Source organism: Acinetobacter sp. SCLZS86, assembly GCF_021560715.1.
Lineage (GTDB): Bacteria > Pseudomonadota > Gammaproteobacteria > Pseudomonadales > Moraxellaceae > Acinetobacter > Acinetobacter towneri_A.
This window is the reverse complement of the sequence record NZ_CP090868.1, coordinates 1-24,182: the sequence shown is the minus strand read 5'-3', so window position 1 is coordinate 24,182 and position 24,182 is coordinate 1. Positions and strand designations below refer to the sequence as shown.

Genomic DNA, 24,182 nt, shown 5'->3' with positions numbered 1-24,182 from the left:
AATCAAACACTATCTTATCCTGGCTAATGTTTCCTTTTCCTACTTTTCTTTTTTTGCTTTAACAACATTTAGCTTGTTTTCATTTAATTTATCGAAGGCATCTTTTCCTATCACCTTCTTACACTTATCAAGAACGATACTTCTAATGAAGCTATTGATAGAAACATCTTCTTTTTGAGAAAGGCTTTCAACAGCAGTTTCTATAATCAAAAGTTCTTCTGCAAATAGTGGAATCGTTAAGTTCCTACCATTTTTAACTCTGGATCTCTCTCGTTGACTTAGGGTATTTTGCTCAAGGGTTATTTGACTTTTATTTCTGCTAGTAACAGTAATTTGTTTAGGCATTGGATCTGCTGCATCTGAATTAACGTCTTGCACAAAATCCTTGTTCTCTCTAGCAGCTTTAAACTTGTTGCTTGTATTATTTCCAGTCATCACAGCACCTCAATTAGAAATTGATTTAATTCGTCTTTAGCTTTAGATGCCGCCATCTCAAGAACACTCTTTGATTCAAGAACTGCATCTCTATACTGTTTTCGTTCATGCAATGTGGTTTGCAATAACTTGAATTCCTCATAATCAGCAACAAATTCTCTTGCCTGCTCTGTTTCATTGGATTTGGCATTGGTTGATGCTCTATTAATCACAACCATTGAAACCAAGTTTGGATTGGTTTTTTTAGCTGTTTTAACCTTTTCATTTAGATAAGGGATTACATCTAAATCAAGAAGACTTGCTTGAGTGGGTACGATTAGCTTGTCACTGATAAGAAGTGCTTCTCTAAATATTTCAGAATCACGGCCAGCAACATCTATGAGAATGTACTGATACTCCCCATCTAGTTTTTCCAACTCAGCAATTAGATCCTTATGTATGGATATAGCATCTATCTTTTCTTTCCGATGCTTATTCCATTTCATAGCAGATTGTTGTTCATCAGCATCTACCAATAAAGTTTTACCTTTATTGCTTAAAGCAACAACCATATTTATTGCAATAGTGGTTTTTCCAACCCCACCCTTTCTACTAGCAATAGTAATTATTTCAGCCATTTATTCTCACTCTTTCAGATATTTCTAGGGATAGAAGGAATATACCAATAGGTTATTTAAGTTGCATTATAGAACATTAATAAAATTAAAAAAAATGTTTTTTAGTTGTTTTATAAACCCATTATAGCTCTATCATAGTTCTATCATAGTTCTATCATAGGTTTATTATGAAACTATTTTAATTCTATCTCTTTTGTGAGCTTATTGTATTTGTAATTCATAATTTGGCTATTTACTAATAATTCAACGGCTTGTTGAATCACATTTAAAGGCGCAATAAACCATTCTTTAGGTTGATGATTTTTACCACCTTTGTCTGCGACCAATAAATCAAGGCAAGCCTCACCAAAGAAAGCATGTAAGTAATATTCAAACTTCTGTGGATTAATATTGAATGCTTGATATTCAGCAATTACTTCAACGTCAGCCATCAAATAAGTCGGTTCTTTTTTTGCATTAGCAATACGTTTTTCAACAGTTGTGGTTGAAAATCCAATTTTATAGAGATGTTCAAGTGACTGAATTTTTGGTTCTTTACTATGAGATTTCAAGATGTAGATGTAACCAGTAGATGTATCATTTTCTGTAATCCCACCAAAATTAGTATAGAAATTGGAATTTGCTTGCTCATTAGTTTCAGAGACAATTCGCCCATCGTTATATAATGCTTTAGCTAGTGATCGATAGAGCATTGTGGATTCAGTACCATTTTCAAAAATAGTTCTAGTTCTACCATCTTTTCTGGTTCTGACTTTATTAACGGTCTTATCTTCTCTAGTAAATGTAAAATCTGCCAAATAAACCAAAAGACCATTTAAAACATAGTAACTGCCTTTTTCGAGCTGATAACTTTTATCATGAAATGGTAATAGCTTACGCTTACCTTCTCGAAGCTCTCTGTGAACATCTTTAAATAGATGCTCAAATTGATCAAAGTCCTTACAGCGTTTACGTTTAGCAACTTCATCTGCTGCTGCACGTTGGACAGGCACATGCTTAATTTTAAAGATGTCACCATCTTTACCATCATCGAGCAAACCTAGATCATCATCATTAAAAATATCTTCAAGTGATTTAATATCTGACATATCTTTAATCCTGATGTTGTGGCAGCAAATTATGTTCATCATAATCTGCTAAAGCCATGTATTGCTCTGGATTGGCTTGAACTGCTTCTAGACGGCTAGCGAGCATATATTCAGTGATATTTGCCATATTCTTCGTAGGCACACGCCCATGCTGTGTCACAAAATTATTAATTTCATTAAACTTAGAGACTAATTGCTCATCAGCCGTTAGAGCAGACATCTTTTTCTTTACGTTTAAAAGACCTAAGTCATCATCAGCAATCATATCTTGAAGCCAGCTAAAATCTTCCACGTTTTACACTCCAGCTCGTCTACGTTGCTCACGGATATAGATTAGGCATTCGGCTAATCGTTTTTCAATTAAGTTATTTGACTCTAGACTAGGCTCACGACCAAACTGAACTTTGAAGGCTTTTAACTTAGGCCATAGCTCAATGGCTTCTTCTTGAGTCATACTAATCTTAGTTGCTTCAATTGCTTCCTTAATCAATTTGAGCACATTGACTGTGACTTCTTTTGATAGGATTTCAAACGCTTTTTGGAAAGGATTCACAGATTGAATTAAATCAATATTCAGGTCTTCGATATTGATAAATTTATCTGCCATTCGAATAAACTTTTTATCGCCAACTTCTTTGACTTCTGCTGTGCTAATCACTGAGTCCACGACTAAATACTGACTCACTTCTTCAAGTTCTGCTTTCGTTAAGTCAGGATATTTTGTTTGGATAATCTTGGGAATAAGGATTTTATTCACCACTTCAGGCTCAACCTTACCTGCTGAACCTGCAATCACTTTAGCATCTTGAAGAATCACTGCTTTTAGATCCACAAGATCATTTTCAATAATCGCCTTTGTTTTTGCCGTGCTTGGTTCTTTAAAACCTTTAATCGTTAGTGTTCCTGGCGGAACAATATCTTCATCATCACGTTTGGTTTTAAACTTGAAGTTTGGTGCAAGTATTTGTTCCATTAACAAAGATGCAGTAATTGCTTTCAGCATGTTGTTTACTGCAAATTTAACTTCAGTATCCTGTGCATCAGGTTGAGCAATAAGATTGGTAAACTGCGCATGTGATTTGTTTGAGCTATCTCGTGTACAACGTCCCACAATCTGCACAATTTCAGTCAAAGAGCCACGATAACCAATCGTTAAAGCATGTTCACAGAATTGCCAGTCAAAGCCTTCTTTCGCCATGCCTAGGGCAATGATGAGATCAAGATCATCTACGGTTTTAATGTTACGTAGATATTCAACAACTTTATCACGACCATCTTCTTCAACGAGGTCTGCTACTTTTAAGATCTTACCATCTGCACGCTTGACGGTGATAATTCCAGTATGAGGATCTTTAGCGACAAATTCACCAATGATTTCGAGGATCGCGTCCACTTCATCATATTTATCTTTGGTTGATTCACCTGAATTTACATTTGGAATGTGAATTATGGTTTTTTTATCGGTATCTAAAACTTCAGCAATTGCGATAACCCCTTCATCATCTTCTGCAAAGTAGCGGCCTTTATAGAAGTGATAACCAATGCCTAATGACTTTAAATAGCTATACCCATTGAGTTGTTCGTAATAGTTAAAAGAAACTTTATCAAACTTCGCTTCATCTTCAGGCGTAAGTACAGGAACGCTATCGCCACGGAAGTATGAACCTGTCATCGCAACAATATGAGCCGTGGTATTGTCCATTAAAGATTTAAGAACAGTACCTAGAATATTGTCAGCATCTGCTGAAACATGGTGGAATTCATCAATTGCTACTAATGTACTCTGTACACGACAAATTTCACAGAACCCTTATCCTATCAGGATTCTGCCTTCTTAAAATTGCCAAAATTTCCTTAAACTCTTCTTTTTTCCCAAAACCAATTAAACGCTGAATCGCCATTTGAACATAGTCTAAACCATAGCGAAATAAACTCATTGAGAGTCGTCCATGCTTCTTTATTTTTATCGCTTTTTTTTGATCATGTTGCCATTCACCCGTTAAGTAACACCAACAGAAGCTTATAGCTAACACCGCAATCAATTTTTTCACTCGTCTAGGGTCTGTCAAGCGCGTATTTTCAAGATTAAACCCGCGTCCTTTGAGACAACTGAATAAGGTTTCAATTTCCCAGCGTAATGCATAATCCTGAATAGCATTGGCATTAAACTGAGGAGAAACGACGAGTAAAAGCTCTCCATTTTCTAACTGTAGTGCACTTATATATAGTTTCACCCGACCAACCAAAATCCGTCGTTTACGACATTCAATTTGACCAACTTTAAGATGGCGAAATAAATCACTAATTTTATGATTCTTTCCTAAATGATTGGTGACAATGAAGTTTTTTTAACACGAATGCAGAAGTTGATGTCTTGTTCAATTAACCATGTAAACCACTGCTCACCGATAAACTCTCTGTCTGCGAACACATTCACAATACGGTCTTTACCAAAAATGGCTATAAAGCGTTGAATCAAAGCAATGCGCTCTTTCGTATCTGAATTTCCACGTTTATTAAGCAATGTCCAAAGGATAGGTATCGCTATTCCACGATAAACGATTGCGAGCATCAGGATATTAATATTTCGTTTTCCCCATTTCCAATTGGTTCTATCTAAAGTCAGTTGCACTTGGTCGAATGAAAACATATTGAAAATCAACTGAGAAATTTGACGATAATCAAAATACTGACCTGCAAAGAAGCGCTGCATACGTCGATAAAATGATTGTGGTAAGCACTTGATGGGCAAGGCTTTAGATGCAGAAGAAAGATTACATGTTTGCTTTAAAATAATCACAAGCATGATGAGCGCAAAGCACTTTAAATGTGACTTGTTCCATTTTAGAGATTTGTTTAAGATAAGATATAACTCATTGAGATGTGTCATAGTATTCGTCGTTAGAAAACAATTATTATGACATTATTTCAATGAGTTATCTATTTTTGTCGTGTACAGAGAAAATCTTTAATCAAATGCTGTTTATTTAACATAAAATCTCTTATTCGAAATTCGATCGAATGGGAGTAAAAGCCTGCCTCAATTCGAATTAATTTTACGTTTTTTAATTTTAAAAGTTCGTCGCCCAGCAAGTCGGTAAGCAAGGTCAGGATTCCGGCCGTCCAAGTGTTTAACCAAAATTGGCACACCATTCGGTGTTTTACTCATTAAATTATCATTTTCTACATACAGCACTGTTCCTCTTTGCGCTGCGGCAATAAAGCGGTCTCGAAGTACATTTGCAGCTTTGGCAGCAATACCTGATTCATTGTCATCTTCATCAATTAGATCTACTGTTGACATAGTGCCGTACTCCCAATTAGCTGATATATGAATCATATTACAAGTCGGGTAGACAGGATAAAGAACTAGAGACCTTTCTACATATAATGCTCTGATCGACACACACAATAGCTTCTTTCCACATCAAGGTAGGTATTATGTGTGATCTGAATTTTATATTTAATTTCAATAACTTATAAATATTAATGTTTGAGTTTTATTTTTGCCACATAAACAAAATAATATTTAAAATCAAATGCTTATATTTTATAAAAAATTTAAAGCTTAGCATCACACATGATAGCTACCTAAATTAGCTCCATTAGGTAGCTATCATGTGTGTCGATATTAAAAATTATGTTTAATTTCAATGTATTAATAGAATTCAACTCTTTATAATTTTGATATTTTTTTTACAAAGCACGGGATCATCTAACAGAAATTTTTTCCCTTTTTTAATCCTGGATATTTAGAATCGGTAGAAATTTCTTCACTTAAAAATTTAACTGCCTAGAGAGCAAAATGAATCCTATAACTTTTCAGAAACTGGAAAAAATGAATAAGCACTGCAAGGCTTGTGTTAAAGCCTATGCACTTTTGACTTTGTTGAGTCTGGTGACTTTTTTCATCTATTTTTTTAATCGTTTCACATTAGAAATTCTCGTTACGGACACGACTGCTCTATTTCCGGTTATCAAAATGGAAGCGTTGGCACTTGGGATAATGCACATTGTTTACTGCTTCTTTTTTAAATATGTCGATAAAAAACTTCAAATATTCGGCTTAGATTCAAATAATCTGAATGAATACATCCAGCGGAATCAGGCATTTTTCCCAAAATATTAAGGTATGGCTTCTCCAGTGGAACTCATGTCTTGTAATACATCAAAGACAAGTCTCTCAATGCCTGAGCGTGCTTTATCACGGTCTGGATCTAGCCAGGATAGCGACGGGAATTCGGCACAGAGTCCAATAAATTCCCCGTCTTGGGCGGACCATGTCACACTAAATAAATAACGAGCTTCGGTCTTAAAATCGAAAAAAGCTTTCATATATTTTGCCGCGTGTTTAGCCTCAGCTCTCAAATCGTCAATTTCTTGGCGGCTGAGATAATAATCATCAGGATATTTCTGCATGAGTTATCACCATTGTTAATTGAGATTGATTTAAAAAACATCCTATACCTCGGTTTTATTGGACTTCGCCTTCCATTTTTCGTATTTTTTGTTGAGATCTTCCGTTAATACACTCCTAAAATGAGCTTCTGCTTCTTGATATGATGAATTATTTACAATCGGACTTTTCAGTTTTTTCATATATGAAAGTTTTAAAGTCCGGGCACCATGATCAAACCAGGGCTGATTATATTTATCCTTGAATAAGCGTTTTTCTAGGTGATACAAATTTCCGATCTGCTGACGTACCCCACGGTAGCCTAAATAGCCCTCCAAGGCCCGGAAATGGCGTTCAAAATAGGCTTTCTTCTCATCCAGACTGGCATTTTTTTCAATCAGGCTCTGAAACCGTAAAACGACCCTTTTCCCTTGTTCTAGTTGTTCCTTATAGGCTTTATCAGTCAAACGCCAGGTCCAATCTGTGACATGTTTTTCATTGGTCCAATTCTTGGCTTGAAGCTCTTTAATGCTTTTCTTCGGCTTGGTCAGACGTACCAGTTCATATCTACCACAGCTGATTGGATTAACCTCACCAATGTAACTAAAAGACTCTGAACTTGGACAGATCTCAAAGATTTTACGGTTAATCTTCAATAAATCTTGTTTGTCTGTTTTGCTCAAAACTTTTTGAGTTTTTTCATCCAATAAGAAAGCATCACTGGTTCGACAAAACAGGTAAGCCTCTACTTGCACCAAAAAAGCAGGTTCATTTTTATCAAATTTTTCCCAGCATTCACTCTCACTCAGTCCTGGTAAATAACTATAAGTGAAATGAACCAGCAAGCTAAAAACTGGCTCACTGTTCAATCTTCTTCGATAGGTTTGTTGGGCTGTTTCCAGTAAATGATAACGCTCAATCCATTTTGAAATCATACGGCTTGCTTCATCAGTATTCATATTCAATATGAATTTCTTAGCAACAAGATCATATTCGTTCGTCATCATTCCCATGACATGTTTTGTAAAATCTTTAGGAACATAGCTGTAATAAATCATTTTTTTATTACTCTTAAAGTGATTTTAATAAAGTGATTCTATAAGAGATTTATAAAAGATATTTAGTGAAAATTCTATAAAAAATCCTTAAAAACCCAAAAATTGCATTTTTGAAGTTTTTAAGCAGGATAAGGAACCACCTTTGGTGATTCTATAAATAGCAGTTCCCCGAAATAGGCTTGACGACCGCAACTTGATCAAATATAACGCTTTTAGGGTCTTTGATTTTTTGCGTGGACTGCCAATCCATGAGCCAATTCTTTTCTGTTTGGTTCCTGGGTTGCCTACCCATGAATCAGACACACTCCCCCTTCTTGAGGATTGCCAGTCTTTGAGAAGCTTTAGTGGTGAAGCTGCGTGCGTGAGGAAACTCTAGCTGGCGCGGCTACACTAGGGGCTGGCGGGTGTGACTCCCGCTTTCTACCTGTTCACTCATTTTGATGAATGAACACCCTCCACTCCCAAGGTGGAGGTCAGTTGGGCGACAAGGACACGGGATCACGGTGACGTGGCGGTGGGAGTAACTTCCCTCCTAGGCTGAAAGGGCCAAAACCCTGTATTAAAACAGACAGTCAGAGGACTCACGGAATGAGTAACCTCGTGAATAGCTGATAACCAGACGCTTCAAGTCAAAAACAAAAATAAAGACAAGGGCGTAGGTTATACCCACAGGTGGGCTTTTGAGGGCATCGTGAGGTGTCAGGGTTGCAAGGCGAAAGCTGGCGCAATCGGTACTCGATTTTAGGTAGAACAGTGAATTTGTCGGAAGACATTCTGTTTTGCTGTCGAGATCAATGGATAGCTCAAGCCTGTAAGGTCGTCAACATGGTGCTTTTTAGGCTGTGTATGTCGATATGGGTAAGGCGTGAACGTGGATGATTATTAACTACATATTGCATTGTATAAACCTGATACGACTTGGAACTGCGATCGGGGGAGATAGGAATGTAGGTGTTGTATGTAGGAGATCGGCACGGGTTCTGCCAGTTTTCAGGCAACTGAAAACAACTGTTTTAATACTAACTTGGGAAGCAGTTTTGTTTAATGACGAAGCCGTATTGCTTAAAGATTTCTCTTTAATTTGAAGAGGTCTTTATTCAATCGGAGGCAACTTCCGAAAACAGAACTGTGGGAGAGTGACTTAGTAGGGCTTTGCTGTAATGGCAAAGGAAGCATTTCAATTCGAGTGAAAGGCGAGCGTTGAAATGAGTAACGAAAGGACACGCCATTAAGTTGGAGTGTGTAAGAGAATTGGAAGAATGTGGTTTGAGGATGAAGTTTGGCAACTTCATAGACTTGGCGGTCTAAACCCTCCAGCCACATTTGTAAAAATCGACCTAGAAGATCAGATTCGAGTGGCATCGGATCCAGAAATTCCAAGAACCTTGAGAAAACAAGTCAAATCAAAGTCTTTGATCCGACTTTTTAAAAACGGTTAGTGGGGACCTCACTTAAAAAATCCTGACGCAGCCGATTCTGCTGAACGAAATTAAAAATCTGTGTGTCCCTCATCACACATAAATAACTGAGATCAAAGTCCTGAGTACGACTATAAACTGCTTTCCATTTTGCGCTGATTTGCGTTTTAAGCCATTTTCTCTATTTGATATAGGTAATCTTGATAATCAGTGAAAAAACGCGTCTACCCCCTATTTTTTGCCTCTAATCGTTATATCAGAGCGAGTGTCTACGAGCGAACATCAAAAAGTCGTGCCTAGACTCCCTGAAAAACAGCTTTTTAGGCTGTGAAGTCAAAAAAGGCGTAAATCATATGTAGAAAATTGAGCCTAGACCGAGCGAAGCGAGCAAAAAAGTACTATGAGCGAAGCGAATTCCGAGTTGCTTTTGCTTTTTCTAAAACTCACGAAAATATTAACCAAAAAATTGCCCCTCGAATCGAGCGAAAGCGAGATTCAATAGAGTTTGAGCGAAGCGAAAACCAAGGGCAATTTTTCATGATTCACGTTTTTAATTATTTTTAAATACTTTTAATGTTTTTAGATGCTCTGTAGCCCTATAAAATAAAGGGTTACAGAGCTTATACATGGACGTTTATCTTGCTATACATGGACGTTTATCTTGCTATACATGGACGTTTATCTTGCTATACATGGACGTTTATCTTGCATATATTGACAAATATTATAATGTCAATTTTAAGGTTGAATTATAAACCACCTAATTGCAATAAGTGTTTGTATTTAATGAATTTTTATTAATTCCGATTATATATTAGATATTTAATAAATATTAAATACATAATATCAAAGATATTATCTTAAAATATCTATATATATTATTGTTTTTATTATAAATAATAGATTAGATAATATATTAAATAAACATTTTATAACCTATTATTTTTAATATATATGGACGTTTATCTTGCTATACATGGACGTTTATCTTGCATAACCTAAAAAATCATTGACATCAAAATATAGTGTCAATATATTGACATCAAATGATCACGTCAAAATAAAGATATGAAAAATACTGTCGTCAAAGATAATGCTTTAATCAATGCTAGTTACAACCTAGATCTAGCAGAGCAAAGACTAATCTTATTAGCTATTGTTGAAGCTAGAGAAAGTGGAAAAGGTATCAATACAAACGACCCACTCGTTGTTCATGCTGAAAGTTATGCACATCAATTTAATGTTCATAGAAATACGGCTTATACAACATTGAAAAATGCTTGTAATGCACTGTTCTTACGTCAGTTTAGCTATCAAGAAAAAAACTCTAAAAACATAGAACATATTAAATCTAGATGGGTTAGTGAAATCAGATATATAGAGAATGAAGCCGTGGTTAAACTTATTTTTTCCCCAGCCATTGTTCCATTAATTACAAGATTAGAAGAACATTTTACTAAATATGAGCTAGAACAAATTAGTAATCTGAGTAGTGCTTATGCAATCCGTTTATATGAGCTTTTAATAGCGTGGCGAAGTACAGGTAAAACGCCAATTTTTGAATTAGCCGATTTTAGAGAAAAATTAGGAGTTGATAAAACAGACTACGCGATAATTTCTGATTTAAAAAAACGAGTACTAGATATTTCAGTTAAACAGCTTAATGAACACACTGACATCACTGTTGAATACGAACAACATAAAAAAGGACGTTCAATTTACGGCTTTTCATTTTTATTTAAAAACAAGCAAACAGAGCAGAATTTAAACTCGACACGAGATCCAAATACCGTAGATCTTGTTTCAAAAATGACTAAGGCTCAGCGACATTTATTTGCTAATAAACTCTCTCAATTACCTGAGATGAGTAAGTACTCCCAAGGCACCGAAAGCTTTCCGCAATTTGCAATTCGTATAGCTGACATGCTGCAAGATCCACATCGTGCTAAAGAACTGTATCCATACTTAGAAAAAGTGGGATTTATGTCAGCTACTAAAAACAATGCTGTTAACAACTAAACTCTCAGTGAGTGAAGGATCCAGAATTAAAATCTGAGACTAAATAATTAAACTATAGTCATATAAGGAATTTGAAATGCTTATTGATGCAATTGCTTTATTAAGTGCTAAAAAAAATACTAAAGGTTATTCAGCTCATATCCAAATTGAGACTTCTGACGGTTCAGAAATTAGTGGCTCTATACAATTAGATCATGAATGGGATTATCAACTCGGCTTTTTGAGAGATTTAATAAATACAGAAGAAGATATGCGTTTTGTTGATAGAACCTTTACCAGTGAGGATTTTAGAAATGGTGTTTTAGGTTACTTAAGCAATTAGGCTTTAAACCTTGAGTGTATTAAAGAATACACTTGTTGTATTCTTTAATACGTCTCCTAAATACACAGTAATACAGTATGAAAACAAGTACAAAATACAGTGTTAGTGATGCTGCAACACTGTATAAAAAATCTCGGGCCACACTCTACAAAGATATAAAAAACGGAGTATTAAGTCGTGATCATGATGGTTCTATCGACTTCTCAGAATTACTTCGTGTCTATGGTGAGCCTTTTGGTGGAAAACACCCAAAACGTATTGACATGTCTCCGATACAAAACCTAGATACACCTGAATACAATGATAAAACAGTGGAAGAACTCAAAAATCAGATTGAGTTTCTAAAGAAACAACTAGAAAAGGCAGAAGATAGAGAAGCAAAAGCTAATTCTCGCATCGACACACTCCTGACCCTCATTGAAATGAAACCATCCCAAGCCACTACAGCTAATAATCATCAACCTGAAACAGATATAGCGATAGATCCAAAACTAGAAACCAAACCTAAAGATGATGGATTGACTATTCCGGTTGAAAAAGAAAACAAGCGAATCCCTGTTCCTGAACACGTAGACCCAGAACCGGAAAAAAGAGGCTTCTGGAGCCGATTCTTTAAGCCGTATGGCTGATCTGATTGTTCACCTGGGCTTATTAAAATCGTGGAACATTGCTCACTTATTGAGCGTGAAACGTGACAAATCAATAAAAAAGCCCAATCGGTGATGATTGGGCTTTTACGTATACGATAAGACAATGATTTATATGAGATAAAAAATTGCATTTCGTATAAGGTGTATTATGTTAATTTTAGAAATTCTTTAAGCTAAACTTTTATTATTAATATCTTATCCATCAAAATTGTCTTTTTTGTTATTCTTCCAATCACTTTAAATCAGCTTTATTTTGTGAACCCAAAATGAATATTGAGCAATACCAACAACTATTTGAAAAAGCCTATCAAGAAACACCTATTTCAGATAAAGGATTTCGACCTATTGAAGATTTAGTGTTGAATATCTATCAGGCCACCATTCAGCAGAAACATCCTACTTATGCTCATATATGGCCAGTACTAAGCGGGCATAACAGAAAAATAGCAACGCTTGGGCAATATTATGTTCTTATTTACAGTCACAGCGGTTCTAGTGGAATGATGCATATAAGTGGTATGGGTGATATATCATTCTTATTTCCTAACCTGACTATTAATGATTCTAACTTAGTAGCATGCAGACAAAAAATCATCAATCATTTTGATATTAAGAAAAAAGACTTAATTTTTGTCGTTAAAAATGATTTATCTAATCTACAAGCAGAAATTTCATTTAATTTAAAAAACCAAGAGCTATATATGAATCTTCAACCTATCAAAATTTTTCTCAGTCACAAGAGTGTTAATAAACCCAAGATCAGAGAGTTCAAGAAAACTTTAGAATTATTAGGCTTTCAACCTTGGTTAGATGAAGATGCTATGCATGCAGGTGTGGAATTAGAACGTGCTTTATTAACAGGTATGCAAGATTCCTGTGCTGCAATATTTTTTATCACACCAGATTATGTTGATGAAAATTATTTAAGTAGTGAAATTACCTATGCTATTCAACGTAAACGAGCGGATCCAAATTTTGCCATTATTGCTTTAAATATCGAAGAGAATGGAAAAGAAGGTGTTATTCCTATGTTACTGACCCCATATGTATGGAAAAAGCCTTCTTCTGATTTGGAAGCTTTGCAAGAAATTTTAAAGGCTCTACCTGTTAAAGTTGGTGAAGTATTCTTTAAACAGTAATGTTTATAAAATTATTCAAGAGGCTCTCATAGTTCTAAAGCTTATATTTAAAAATATTGAGCACTATACGAAAGCCTCAGTCTTTAACTTATTTAACATAAAATCTCTTATTCGCAATTTTAAAAAACAGGAATTTTCCACCAATTCACCATCCATTTAACATAATGGTGGTTATACGCAATACACTTGTATATTAATATAAATATCAGATACTTAATAAAATCATAAAAATCTCAAAATGCCCCAAAAGCCGACTTTGAAACAAGTCGGCTTTTTTATGTTCGATTCTGTAAGATTTTGCCAATAGAAAATGGAACAACTTTGCAAAATTTACAATTTTGTATTAACATTTTTATATTAACAAAAGCGATGCAACTATGGAAATTGAGTTTTCATGGGATGAGCATAAAGCAGAAACAAACCTCAAAAAACATGGTGTAGCTTTTGAAGATGCAACCTTGGTTTTTTATGATGCTCATGCCGTCTTCAAACAGGATCGCTTTGAAAATGGTGAATATCGTTGGCAAGCGATAGGTCTCGTACACGGGCAGACAGTTTTATTGGTGGCTCATACTGTACAAGATCATAATGGGATTGATCATATCCGCATTATTTCAGCACGACAGGCAGAGAAAAAAGAGAGGAAACAATATGAGCAAAACCGTTACCTACAAAATGGATTTGAATAATCCTCCTGTTTTGTCTGAAGAACAAAAGGCAAGACTGGAAGCGTTAGCTAAACGTCCAGACAGTGAAATCGATTTTTCAGATATTCCTGAACTTGATGACAGCTTCTGGAAAAATGCAGTGCAAAATCCATTTTACAAGCCGACTAAACAAGTAACTACGGTTCGCATCGATGCAGATGTCATGCAGTGGCTAAAAGCCCAAGGCAAAGGCTATCAAACACGAATGAATAAAATTTTACGGGATGCCATGCTTAAAGAATTAAAAAATCATCAATAAAAATGGGAGCTTAGGCTCCCATTTTTGACTGCGTATAACCACCATTATGTTAAATATATTTTAGTTAAGTAATTTATCTCTTATCAATTCTTTAAATTTTTCAGGATTTTGACTCCGCTTGATATTAAAAATATCAAAGTAAGTTAAAGCTTGTTGTTGAATTTTTCCTTTATTTGGAACACGAGAAGCAGGATGAGGGAGTCGAATTACTAAAGTCTTTTTATTCCAGAATCTTACGCTAAATCCTTCTATAGATTCTTTGAAGTTAAGAATATCTTCGTCATTAACATAATTGAGTTTCAACTGTTCCCAATTTCCATGATATGCACCTAAGAAAAAAATATTTTAGGTTCTAATCTATCAAGTTGATTTACTAAGTTTTCTATTGATATATCTTTAAGATGCTCATACAAATCTATACTTTTATTTTTTGAATTCAATAAGTTAAAAGATTTTTTATTATAATCAAAGAAGTAGAAGTTTAACCATTGTATATACTCGTTATTATTTTTTTCTTTGACTTTACCTAAGAATTTTAAGAATTGTGATCTCACAGGTGGCTTTTCATAAAGATTACGGTTATCTAATTTTACTTTCAGAAATTAATTCATTTGTACTTAAATTTCCTAATATAAAGCTATCTAATTTCAATTTCCCCCATCCAGAAGTTTCTTGGCCAACAATTACTACTTTATTTTGGATTGGTCAAAAGAACTATCTAAAAATCTGGAATGAAAGGTAAGCTGATTTTTTGTAAAAGAGGGTGATAATCCTTATGTGTAATAAGGTTATTTTTTAATTTATTTAAATTTTCTGAGTATTCAATCATAGTATGTTTACTTGCTTAATTTTTTTTAAGTTATATATGAAAACTTAGGAGAATAACATTGAAAATAGGTATATTTTGGTTTTATAAAATCAAGTTCTTGGTATTTCTCATGAGTTTGATATTAATAGCTCAGATTCTTTAGGTATGATTGATAGTGCCTACAACCATGTATCTTATTGGGATGAATTACGAAATAAATTTTCTGAGCTAAGGGAAATTGAATATGACGATGTACCTCGGGAAGAGTAATATTCGATAAAAATAAAAATAAATTGATCATCTATCTAGGGCTTTGTTGCACAAAGATTTTATAACTATATGATTTTAAAAGTTTTGATTGTTTTTTGATCTAAAATTAAATCTATTTAAATCAGATGCTTACATATTTATGCAACAAAGCCTCTATCTAGATAAGAAATTATTAATTAAAGGTAAGGTATCAAAAATTTGTGATTTTTTTGATGCTGAATATGATGTGAATACAGTATTACGCTTAGATCCGCACTATAGAACTTAATAGAAAACTAAATTTCTGATTAGAAAGATTTTCTAAAATTAACATAATACACCTTATACGTAATGCGTTATAATTCTCTTTAGAAATTAATGCTGTAGTTTCTAGTTGATAGCCCATCTTCCCCAAGGTGGGCTTTTTTTATGATTTTTCATGTTCCACGCCTAATATTTAAACAATGTTTCACAAGTTTGATTAGCTCAGTTGAATAATTAGGATACATCCCCTTTCTCTTCTTAGCATCCATTGTTGTGGCTAGGATCGAAGAGATCAAAGCAGATAAAAAAAACAGCCCTTAAAGGGCCGTTTTTTTTGGTGGTTGAAAGCCATTCTCTAAGAGTATCGGATAAACTTTCTTGAAAAAATTTTCTTCTAAAAGCATATCAGCAAGTGCAGCTCCAAAGGCCTCAAAAGTATCACTAGGAAGCTTTTGAGCGTATTCGCATTGAACCGTACCGGGTTTGTCGGAGACCAACTTTCTTGAGAGAATGTCCCGATGACAAAACCAAAAAATATCCCCCTGAAATCAGAGAAAGAGCGGTTCAATTATTGATTGAATCCGAAAAAGATTATCCTTCTACTTGGGCTGCGATCACAGCTATTGCTCCCTGAGCAGTATACTGCGCAAGGGTTGTACTCCCGAAACACTACGGTTTGGTATCAAAAATATTTAGATAAACAAAATCCAGTTAAAGTACAGCAGCTTTCAGACCAAGAACGTATCAAATAACTGGAACGCGAAAATAAAGAACTGCAACGTGCGAATGAAATTCTACGTAAAGCAGCCGCTTTTTTTCGCTCAGGCGGAGCTCTGTTAGCGGCAGTGTAAAAATAACCCCCTAACGGCATTTAAAAACTGAGCCCCTTGGTGACATATTCAGCTCCTACAAAATTCAATAGTAGCTGCAGATCGACTTAATGCGACAGAACCGAAATATTGCCTCAAATAATTAAGGTTCGGTTACTAGGTCTGTAAAACAAACCCATTGCAGAATAGTGTTTAACTATCACTGATTTTTGTTGCTTAATACAGATTTTAACAGTGGTTACTTTTTTGGTTACTAAATGTGGAATACCACAATAATATTTATAAAAAACATATATATAAATATTTATATGATGCGTAATATACGCATCATACATAAAGCGTTCTATTTTGATATAATTGATCCAATCAACCCATTGTTAGGTTTCATTTAAATTCCATGAGTCTTACTGAAATTAAAGTTCGCCAAGCTCATTGTAAGGAAAAAAACCAGTTTTTTATCCGATGAAGATGGGCTTAGCCTGAAGATTGAGCCGAGTGGAAGAAAATCTTGGTGCTATCGCTATACAGATCCACAAACTAAAAAACGTCGACGCATTCAGTTAGGTCTTTATCCTGATTTATCGCTGAAAAAGGCACGACAAGTCAGAGATGACTTTAAAGACAATGATTTCTGTTTTGAACAAGATACTGCCTCTAATGTCATCACCTTTGGTAAGGTCGGGGAGGAGTGGTTACAGTTCAAACTGAAAAATGCCTTCAACGATCTACCCCGCTGTGGTGTACTACAGTTAGCAGAAAGATGCTTACAGCAAGATATTTATCCAGACCTTCAGGATCTACCTTTTCAAAACATCAAGCGTTATGACCTGGTTTCAGTAATCAAAAAAATAGAGGGACGCCAAGTAAAAGAACCTGTCAAGAAAGCTTGTAGTTATTTGAACCAAATTTATGACTACGCTGTAGCGATGGGTTATTGTGAATTCAACATCGCGCATGGTTTAAATAAAATCGCCATTAACAGTAAAATCAAGAAAAATTATCCGTATTTGAAAGCGGAGGATATATCTGATTTTAAGTATAAATTACAAAAATTGGATGCCCATCCGATTATTAAAAAAGCACTGATGTTTAAATTATATACTGGAGTGCGAGGGGCTGAATTGTTATTGTCTGAGCCTCATCATTTTGATTTAAATGAAAAAATATGGAAAATACCTGCCTTGCATATTAAACAGTTTCGACGAAAAGTCATATTAGGCCATGAGATTCCAGATTTTGTAGTTCCACTTTCAAATCAGGCTTTAGAGATTTTGAAAGACGTCATGCAGTGGTCATACGGTGAAAAATACCTTTTTGCTAGCCCTCGCAAACACAATCAACCGATTCATTTTAATACTCTAAATATGGCCATACGTAAGATGGGGTATGGCAAACATCAACTATCTTCTCATGGACTACGTTCTACTTTTAGTACCATTTTGAATGACTCAGGTTTGTTCCAAGATAATTGGATTGAGGCACAACTTTCACATATTGATAAAAACCGTACCCGTGCCAGCTATAATCACGCTGACTATTAGCTCAACGGACTGAAATGATGCAGTGGTGGGGTGATTATTTAAGTACTAGTAAGTGAAAATCGTACTGAACCGTACCGGGTTTGTCGGAGACTTTTTTATTTAAGTTAGGCCACCTGACCTAACGGGTTAATCTTATCATAGTACATTGCTTCAAACTCAAAAGGCGATACATAACCCAGTGCACTGTGTACACACTTTTTATTGAACCAATCTACCCAGTTTAGTGTCGCAAGTTGTACATCCGCTAAACCTTGCCAATCTGCTTTTAAATATTCAATCACCTCTGTTTTGTATAAGCCATTCACCGTTTCAGCCAAAGCATTATCATATGAATTACCGGTTGTACCGACTGAAGCTCGTAAATTTGCTGCTTCTAAACGATTGGTATAACGAATGGAAAGATATTGCACACCTCTGTCGGAATGGTGAATCACGTTCTTTGGCATGCCTCGATCATGCAATGCTTGCTCCAATGCATCGAGCACCATGTCTGTATTCATACGTGTTGATACTTTCCATCCAACAATTGCTCGTGAGAGCACATCAATAATAAAGGCGGTATAGACCCAGCCTGAATGAGTTTGAATATACGGGTGAGTAGACCAAAGGAATCTCACCCTTAGCCCCTCGCAGAACCGGACGTGAACCTCTCAGCTCATCCGGCTCCCATTTTCCAGTGCACAAAGGCATTTGGAAAATAACGCGCAAGTCGCCCTAAGGCATATCTAGCCCGTCTTTTGTGACGGGCCAAGTTTTTATACTTACGCCTCATCCAGCGTATAAGATAAGCATTCATATGCTGCCAGAGCGCTGACAGCCCTGAACCATAGAAACGACCATAGTACTGCTGCCAACCTTGAAGAATTGGATTAAATAGGCTTTGTTGCACAAAGATTTCATAAACTATATGATTTTAAAAGTTTTGATTATTTTTTAATCCAAAATTAAATTTATTTAAATCGGATGCTTACATATTTATGCAACAAAGCCGATTAAATATTGCAGATAAATCACTTAATTCGCGATTACACATCAGATGTAGATGCCATCTCCGAATAGTCTGCCGCATTGCTTTGATAATTTGGCGATCAAAACGTGGATTAAATAGCGTTCTCTGGTGAAGTTCCAAATCCTTTAATACTCTTAGACCTAAGTACCGAGCTATTTTCATGTCGATTGCTTCATGTAACAGTATTTTTTCAAGTTTTTGATCATTTCCACGACTAAATTTAACTAGCCAATGCTTTGCCGCGAGTTGATCTGGAAGACTGTGATCTAAATAAAAGAAACCATCATATCCTTGTGTTAGTAATAATTTAGGCCATTCACCTTGAACACCTGATGAACCAGCAACAAATAAACCATATGATGCAAGTGACTCAATTGAAATCTTCTTTCCTCTCAATAATTTCGCTAGGCTAAATCCACGAGGTTTCACAGTTGGAAAATGATCTTGAATCCAGTCATAAGCTTCTTTAATTAGTAGATTACCAATAGGATTACCTGCCCCAGATTTCAGTAGGGGCCAATCAGCTTGTTCTTCTGCATTAATTGAAAAACCCAGCTGATTAAAAGCCCTTTTCGCCCATAGCCTTGAAGTAGCAAGTCCATGAGAAATGCTGACCATTGGTTTTCTAAGTTGTTTTGTACATTGACTAGAAATTGGAATGATAGAGGGTAATGCTCCCTAAAATTAACTGAGTTTAAAAGGGCTTTGTTGCATAAATATGTAGACATCTGATTTAAATAGATTTAATTTTAGATCAAAAAATAATCAAAACTTTTAAAATCATATAGTTATAAAATCTTTGTGTAACAAAGCCATCGTGTAGCAAAGAGGGTTAATTAGAGTTTTTTAAAAGCACTTTTAAATGTGCTTTTATCTGTGCTATACTCCTATTGTTGAATAGGAGTACCTATGAATTCTGATGCTATCTGGACTGAAACTGAAGAATCTCGTTTAAAACGAGAGGATGAAGTTCGTATGCAGGAACTCAGACGTCTATTTGATTTAATGGATGAAAGAGAGCACCAACAAATTCAAGCCAAAGAGTTAGAAGAAGCTCTTAATGTTCTTTCTTGGGTTGATGTAGTACGTGCATTAGAAAGTTGCCTAGATTGTATAGTTCCCCAAAGACGGGAAATGCGATCACAATCTATAGACCGTATTGAGCAACATCGTAAATGGTTAAAGGCATTTCGTTCAGCGATGTCTTACCTTGCGAAGATGCTGCTAGTTACTGATGCCTCCTTACTTATCAGAATGAGATCCACATTGGACCAGTATGCTGAAATTAGCTACCCGAATCTACTCGTAATGATTCAACCCATACTCCAAACACTAAATTTTATAGAGGCTTAACTATGACTCAATTAATCCATGCACGAATGACTGCAAGTATTACTGAACTCAAAAGAGTCCGATGGATACAGTGTTGGCAGGCAAAGGTGAACCTGTTGCAATCTCAACCGTAATACACCAGCGTTTTTACTGTGTTCCGGCTGATCTGTATGAAACGATGATGGAACAACTAGAAGACCTGGAACTGAATAAGATTGCAGATACTCGTGCGAATCAAAAACGCATTCGAGTAAATATTGATGACCTATAAGTTAGACTTTTTAGAAGAAGCATTAGCAGAATGGAATAAGCTTAATCCAAGTATTAAGCAGCCATTAAAGAAGAAGTTGATCAAGGTTTTGGAGAATCCTCGCATTCCCAAAAACAACTTGTCAGGACATCCTAACCGCTACAAGATCAAACTTCGTAGTATTGGTTATCGTTTGGTTTATGAAGTCATTGATGATGAGGTAGTTGTCATCGTGATTGCTGTAGGCAGACGTGAAAACAATGCCGTCTATGATGATGCCAACTCTCGTCATTCATAAATGATGTAATGCCCATAAGCAGCTAGTGTCTATGAAAATACTCATGTTTATGGGCATTTTTGATGTAGATAATCTTCGACTAGGTAGTAGTAAATTACAACTATTTTGAAATCAATAAACAACTATTATGAAACCAAAACGAAATCAATTTTATAGGCAGGACATTTACTTCACACAAAGCAGTTGATCCCACTTAAAGTAGTTCTGTGTTAGCCGATTTCGTGACATATTCCATGTTCTGTTCGGCATTAAACTCGCGCCCAAGGCAATCTTGGTTTTGCCATACTTAAGATGAATCGCTTCAAGGGAATCCATCAAAGCATCACTGATCTCGATATGCTTCATGTCGGTAAACATGTCATACACATGGCTTGCCTTTGGTTCGAGACACGTCAGAATCACGCCACATTTCTTGAATGCTATATCCTTTGCATACAGGCCATCAATCATCGCTGTAGCGAGTTTAGAGAGCACCAACAGGTTGTCGGTAGGTTCTGGTAAAGCCAAGGATAAAGACTTGTTGTAGAAGGGCTTTGAGCTATCAAATGGGTTTGATTGTACGAAACCAATCAAACAACCACACAACAGATTATCATCTCTCAGTCTGCTAATCGCATCCATGACATACAATGACATGGCTTCTTTAAGATCATCAATGTGGTAGATGCGTTGACCAAAAGAACGACTAGCAATGATTTGCTTCTTTGCAGGTGGCGTATGTTCCAGTTCAATGCAAGCAATTCCATGAAGTTCCAATAAGGTTCTGTGCATCACTACAGAAAATTGGTCCCTGATCATCAGAGGGGAAGCCAAGACAAAATCCATAACTGAATGAATCCCCCAAGCTGTTGAGCTTCTTGGAATGCTTTCGGCCTACGCCCAGATTTCACCAACATCTATGGCTTGATGCAGAGTTTCAGCAGAGCATGGATCCATTGAAACCAAGTTGCAAACACCATTGAAGTAAGCGTTCTTCTTGGCAATATGGTTCGCTAGTTTCGCTTCAGTCTTTGAGCGTCCAATGCCAATACATTACAGGTAAACCAAGCCAAGAAAACACACGCTGACGAATCTGATGGGCATATTCAGTCAAGTCGTAATTCCCTGAATGAGCTGTCAGATCCAGAAAGCACTCATCAATTGAGTAAATCTCCTGCTCTTTGTGAGATACGAAATCGGACAGTATTTTCATGAATCTGCGAGACATCTCTGCATACAGTGCATAGTTGCTCGATAGCACCTGCACCTGATGCTGCTCTACGATGTCCTTGATCTGAAAGAGAGGAACACCCATCTTAATGCCCAAGTCCTGGCTTCCTGAGATCGAGCTACAGCACAGCCATCATTGTTGGATAGCACAATGACAGGCTTATTGTTCAAACTTGGGTTAAAGATGCGTTCACAAACTGACATAGCAGTTGTTCGATGTCTACTAAAGCGTAGATCTTCTGATGAGATGCTTGCATGAGCATGAAACCAATAAAGTATTAACGCTTTCTGAAGGCTTGATGACAAAAGTCACTACACCCCCAAATCACCATTTCCTGCCCATCCTTTAGATGAATGTCAGAATACTCAGGGTTCTCTGCTTTAAGCCAATGGTTATGATCACCTTCAATCATGAGACGTTTCACGGTGAACTCATCGTCGATCAGTGCAATCACGATGTCTTCATGCTTGGCTTCAATGCTCCGGTCTACAATCAGTTCATCGTCAATCTCAATACCTGCATCTCTCATGGAAGTGAAGCTACTTTCACAACGAAAGTTGCAGCTTCATTTTTGATGAGGTGCTCATTCATGTCCAAAGTTTTGTCGACATAGTCTTGGGCAGGAGAAGGGAAGCCAGCAGCAACCTTTTCTGAAGCCAAGGGAATGTGCATCGAGATAGACGGATCTACAAGTGTAATTGAGGCTATATCATTGAACCTGGCTTCCTTGGATTTAACTAGGTAATTCTTGATCTCGATGACACGAGATTGCGGCACACGAATTACCTTTGTAGGTTCATCATAATTTGCCTTACGACCAGCACCTTCCCGAGATCCGCCATGATACTTTTCATCTGATGCCCCCATTATTTGATTCAAGTTACAAATCAAATATATGACTGGATGTGTTACAGATTCAGACTATTTTCGATGAATGGTGAAAAACCTTATGGTTCCCATAAAGGCTACTGCAAACTTTCCCGCATTATCGCCCCCTCACTGGAGGTGTACGACAAGTAATGTCATTTGCATGCTTACGCATGCATAGATAATTGGTTACTATTCAATTAACAAATATTAGATAAGCTATTCATTGCAGTTGACTTTATGGCTCGTGCTCCAAAGCAAACCAAACAAGAACCATTAGAAGTCGTATTGTGGAAACAGCAGACAAGCTGCGCAAGAATATTGATGCAGCCGAATACAAGCATGTTGTTGTCAACGGCATTCTAAAATTGACCCCTTGACCTCGTATTAAGTTTCAACCTGTGGCTGATTTCCTATTCTTTTTTATCCTTCAAACGATAACTCTCACCCGATATTTTTACCACATGAGAGTGATGCCAATAACGATCTAACATCGCAGCAGTCAATGGTCAAAGCGTTGAACAAGCTTTTGCTCAGTTTTGGGATGTGGAGAAAGAAAAGGCGCTGAATGAGCTGTGTCAAAAGAAGCCATCAAACCAGAGGTATTCAAAACGGTGCTCCAGACTGGAGCAATGCTGTACGCCATAATCAATTCTATCGCCCAGTAAAGCAACAGACTTCCATTCATTTAGATGCTGATGTACTTGCATGGTTTTAAAGCTCAAGGCAAAGGTTATCAGTATTACTCTGAGCGGCTTTGTTGCATAAATATGTAAGCATCTGATTTAAATAAATTTAATTTGGATCAAAAAATAATCAAAACTTTTAAAATCATATAGTATGAAATCTTTGTGCAACAAAGCCCTTTGTCTTCTACAAAGCGTCGTGAAGTCTGGTGCTGTCCAATCTAATCCGCAAAGTTTAATTAAGCTTTGAACAAAACCAGTAACCATGCGTAAAGTGAGTCTAAATAGAGATTTGATCATCAAACAGCATTGGATCGCTATGTCGGAGTAGGTTTGATTTCGACCTTGTTTGCCTTGAGGTTCTGCATACCATTGTGTTTTTGGATCGAACCAAATGGCAATATTCCCACGATTAATGAGAGCTCGGTTATATGCGGGCCAATTGGTTGTGCGGTAGATTTTGTGTGTAGGCTTATTCATTTGGAAATTATATTGCCGAAGAAGTCCTTAAGAACAGCTTTGTGCAACAAAGCCATCTATTGGTAAAATTTATAGAAAATTTAGTCGAATGATAAATAAAATGAATAAGTTTGAAAAATATAAGTAATAATAAGAATCAAAGAAATTGTATAGTATTTAATGATTTATGATAAAAGTCCTCTAGAGTAATAGAATGCGAAAAATTACTATATTGTCACCATCTGGTTTATTGCCGACAGAAGCAGTAGCA

At 36.1% G+C, this 24,182-nt stretch carries 19 protein-coding genes and 12 pseudogenes; 14 read left to right on the top strand and 17 right to left on the bottom strand.

Translation table 11 applies throughout. The annotated features are described in order from the left end of the window. Positions 1-39: 39 nt before the first annotated feature. From LZP46_RS15925 to LZP46_RS15895, 7 genes and pseudogenes are all read right to left on the bottom strand, one after another. Positions 40-435, bottom strand: coding sequence for a hypothetical protein (locus tag LZP46_RS15925; protein WP_000147423.1), 396 nt, complete (start codon positions 433-435; stop codon positions 40-42). Further along, positions 435-1,052: an AAA family ATPase gene (locus LZP46_RS15920; protein ID WP_000807825.1), complete on the bottom strand. Its 618-nt coding sequence runs from the start codon at positions 1,050-1,052 to the stop codon at positions 435-437. Before LZP46_RS15920 ends, LZP46_RS15925 begins: the two co-directional genes overlap by 1 nt. A gap of 173 nt (positions 1,053-1,225) precedes the next feature. Then, complete coding sequence (locus tag LZP46_RS15915) at positions 1,226-2,140, bottom strand: GIY-YIG nuclease family protein (RefSeq protein ID WP_002075484.1); 915 nt, start codon at positions 2,138-2,140, stop codon at positions 1,226-1,228. Positions 2,141-2,144: 4 nt separating this feature from the next. Further along, positions 2,145-2,432, bottom strand: a complete 288-nt coding sequence (locus LZP46_RS15910) for a hypothetical protein (protein ID WP_002075481.1) — start codon at positions 2,430-2,432, stop codon at positions 2,145-2,147. 3 nt (positions 2,433-2,435) lie between these two features. Then, positions 2,436-3,923 (bottom strand): annotated as a pseudogene (locus LZP46_RS15905) (DEAD/DEAH box helicase); the annotation flags it as partial. A gap of 16 nt (positions 3,924-3,939) precedes the next feature. Beyond that, positions 3,940-5,030 (bottom strand): IS4-like element ISAba1 family transposase gene (locus LZP46_RS15900; protein ID WP_085947913.1). Its coding sequence is split into 2 segments (ribosomal slippage): positions 3,940-4,490 and positions 4,490-5,030, totalling 1,092 coding nucleotides; the frame shifts between segments, so codons are not numbered across the junction. A gap of 150 nt (positions 5,031-5,180) precedes the next feature. Then, a complete protein-coding gene (locus LZP46_RS15895; protein ID WP_127801456.1) occupies positions 5,181-5,444 on the bottom strand; it encodes a hypothetical protein in 264 nt (87 codons plus the stop codon). A gap of 501 nt (positions 5,445-5,945) precedes the next feature. Here LZP46_RS15895 and LZP46_RS15890 point away from each other — a divergent pair. Beyond that, entirely contained in the window at positions 5,946-6,269 is a 324-nt protein-coding gene (locus LZP46_RS15890; protein ID WP_236095277.1) for a hypothetical protein, read from the top strand. Here LZP46_RS15890 and LZP46_RS15885 read toward each other — a convergent pair. Both LZP46_RS15885 and LZP46_RS15880 read right to left on the bottom strand, forming a co-directional pair. Further along, the gene (locus LZP46_RS15885) at positions 6,266-6,475 is read right to left on the bottom strand and encodes a hypothetical protein (protein WP_005404800.1); all 210 of its coding nucleotides are present in this window, start codon (positions 6,473-6,475) and stop codon (positions 6,266-6,268) included. The two genes, LZP46_RS15890 and LZP46_RS15885, sit on opposite strands and share 4 nt — an antisense overlap. A gap of 126 nt (positions 6,476-6,601) precedes the next feature. Then, positions 6,602-7,594, bottom strand: a complete 993-nt coding sequence (locus LZP46_RS15880; protein WP_236095276.1) for a hypothetical protein — start codon at positions 7,592-7,594, stop codon at positions 6,602-6,604. A gap of 2,486 nt (positions 7,595-10,080) precedes the next feature. Here LZP46_RS15880 and repM point away from each other — a divergent pair. The 6 genes from repM (at position 10,081) to LZP46_RS15850 (ending at position 14,108) form a co-directional block, all read left to right on the top strand. Further along, complete coding sequence (gene repM / locus LZP46_RS15875) at positions 10,081-11,031, top strand: replication initiation protein RepM (protein WP_005404786.1); 951 nt, start codon at positions 10,081-10,083, stop codon at positions 11,029-11,031. Between the two features lie 76 nt (positions 11,032-11,107). After that, positions 11,108-11,353: a hypothetical protein gene (locus tag LZP46_RS15870; RefSeq protein WP_005404787.1), complete on the top strand. Its 246-nt coding sequence runs from the start codon at positions 11,108-11,110 to the stop codon at positions 11,351-11,353. A 77-nt stretch (positions 11,354-11,430) separates the two neighbouring features. Continuing rightward, a complete protein-coding gene (locus tag LZP46_RS15865; protein ID WP_005404788.1) occupies positions 11,431-11,982 on the top strand; it encodes a plasmid replication DNA-binding protein in 552 nt (183 codons plus the stop codon). 287 nt (positions 11,983-12,269) lie between these two features. Beyond that, on the top strand, positions 12,270-13,142 hold the full coding sequence (locus tag LZP46_RS15860; RefSeq protein ID WP_236095270.1) for a toll/interleukin-1 receptor domain-containing protein: 873 nt from the start codon (positions 12,270-12,272) through the stop codon (positions 13,140-13,142). 377 nt (positions 13,143-13,519) lie between these two features. Continuing rightward, positions 13,520-13,831 (top strand): BrnT family toxin, encoded by a 312-nt coding sequence (locus tag LZP46_RS15855; RefSeq protein ID WP_038350243.1) that lies wholly within the window; start codon positions 13,520-13,522, stop codon positions 13,829-13,831. Continuing rightward, the gene (locus LZP46_RS15850; RefSeq protein WP_038350244.1) at positions 13,794-14,108 is read left to right on the top strand and encodes a BrnA antitoxin family protein; all 315 of its coding nucleotides are present in this window, start codon (positions 13,794-13,796) and stop codon (positions 14,106-14,108) included. Before LZP46_RS15855 ends, LZP46_RS15850 begins: the two co-directional genes overlap by 38 nt. Positions 14,109-14,168: 60 nt before the next feature. Here the strand turns inward: LZP46_RS15850 and LZP46_RS15845 are convergent, their stop codons facing one another. Next, a complete protein-coding gene (locus tag LZP46_RS15845; RefSeq protein WP_236095275.1) occupies positions 14,169-14,411 on the bottom strand; it encodes a hypothetical protein in 243 nt (80 codons plus the stop codon). A 1,536-nt stretch (positions 14,412-15,947) separates the two neighbouring features. Between LZP46_RS15845 and LZP46_RS15840 the strand changes: the two are divergent. Together LZP46_RS15840 and LZP46_RS15835 are read left to right on the top strand one after the other, a co-directional pair. After that, positions 15,948-16,262: pseudogene (locus tag LZP46_RS15840) on the top strand (IS3 family transposase); the annotation flags it as partial. A 394-nt stretch (positions 16,263-16,656) separates the two neighbouring features. Further along, a pseudogene (locus LZP46_RS15835) lies at positions 16,657-17,856 on the top strand (tyrosine-type recombinase/integrase). Positions 17,857-17,904: 48 nt separating this feature from the next. On the opposite strand, the pseudogene LZP46_RS15830 reads toward LZP46_RS15835, so the two are convergent. From LZP46_RS15830 to LZP46_RS15820, 3 pseudogenes are all read right to left on the bottom strand, one after another. Further along, positions 17,905-18,393 (bottom strand): annotated as a pseudogene (locus tag LZP46_RS15830) (IS3 family transposase); the annotation flags it as partial. A 62-nt stretch (positions 18,394-18,455) separates the two neighbouring features. Then, a pseudogene (locus LZP46_RS15825) lies at positions 18,456-18,674 on the bottom strand (group II intron maturase-specific domain-containing protein); the annotation flags it as partial. Between the two features lie 123 nt (positions 18,675-18,797). Beyond that, positions 18,798-19,435: pseudogene (locus tag LZP46_RS15820) on the bottom strand (type II toxin-antitoxin system HipA family toxin); the annotation flags it as partial. 283 nt (positions 19,436-19,718) lie between these two features. Between LZP46_RS15820 and LZP46_RS15815 the strand changes: the two are divergent. From LZP46_RS15815 to LZP46_RS15805, 3 genes and pseudogenes are all read left to right on the top strand, one after another. After that, positions 19,719-20,162: a hypothetical protein gene (locus LZP46_RS15815; protein ID WP_151421620.1), complete on the top strand. Its 444-nt coding sequence runs from the start codon at positions 19,719-19,721 to the stop codon at positions 20,160-20,162. Positions 20,163-20,164: 2 nt separating this feature from the next. Beyond that, positions 20,165-20,412, top strand: a pseudogene (locus tag LZP46_RS15810) (plasmid stabilization protein). Next, the gene (locus LZP46_RS15805) at positions 20,402-20,689 is read left to right on the top strand and encodes a type II toxin-antitoxin system RelE family toxin (RefSeq protein WP_151421626.1); all 288 of its coding nucleotides are present in this window, start codon (positions 20,402-20,404) and stop codon (positions 20,687-20,689) included. The pseudogene LZP46_RS15810 and the gene LZP46_RS15805 overlap by 11 nt, the downstream one beginning before the upstream one ends. Before the next feature lie 165 nt (positions 20,690-20,854). On the opposite strand, the pseudogene LZP46_RS15800 reads toward LZP46_RS15805, so the two are convergent. Next, a pseudogene (locus LZP46_RS15800) lies at positions 20,855-22,161 on the bottom strand (Y-family DNA polymerase). Between the two features lie 15 nt (positions 22,162-22,176). Continuing rightward, positions 22,177-22,766, bottom strand: a pseudogene (locus tag LZP46_RS15795) (LexA family protein). Positions 22,767-23,006: 240 nt separating this feature from the next. Here LZP46_RS15795 and LZP46_RS16340 point away from each other — a divergent pair. Beyond that, positions 23,007-23,132, top strand: coding sequence for a hypothetical protein (locus LZP46_RS16340; RefSeq protein WP_268259951.1), 126 nt, complete (start codon positions 23,007-23,009; stop codon positions 23,130-23,132). Between the two features lie 47 nt (positions 23,133-23,179). On the opposite strand, the pseudogene LZP46_RS15790 reads toward LZP46_RS16340, so the two are convergent. After that, positions 23,180-23,272 (bottom strand): annotated as a pseudogene (locus LZP46_RS15790) (ATP-binding protein); the annotation flags it as partial. Between the two features lie 116 nt (positions 23,273-23,388). Between LZP46_RS15790 and LZP46_RS15785 the strand changes: the two are divergent. Further along, positions 23,389-23,542: pseudogene (locus LZP46_RS15785) on the top strand (BrnA antitoxin family protein); the annotation flags it as partial. A gap of 39 nt (positions 23,543-23,581) precedes the next feature. Here LZP46_RS15785 and LZP46_RS15780 read toward each other — a convergent pair. Then, positions 23,582-23,932, bottom strand: a pseudogene (locus LZP46_RS15780) (transposase); the annotation flags it as partial. Positions 23,933-24,182: the final 250 nt, after the last annotated feature.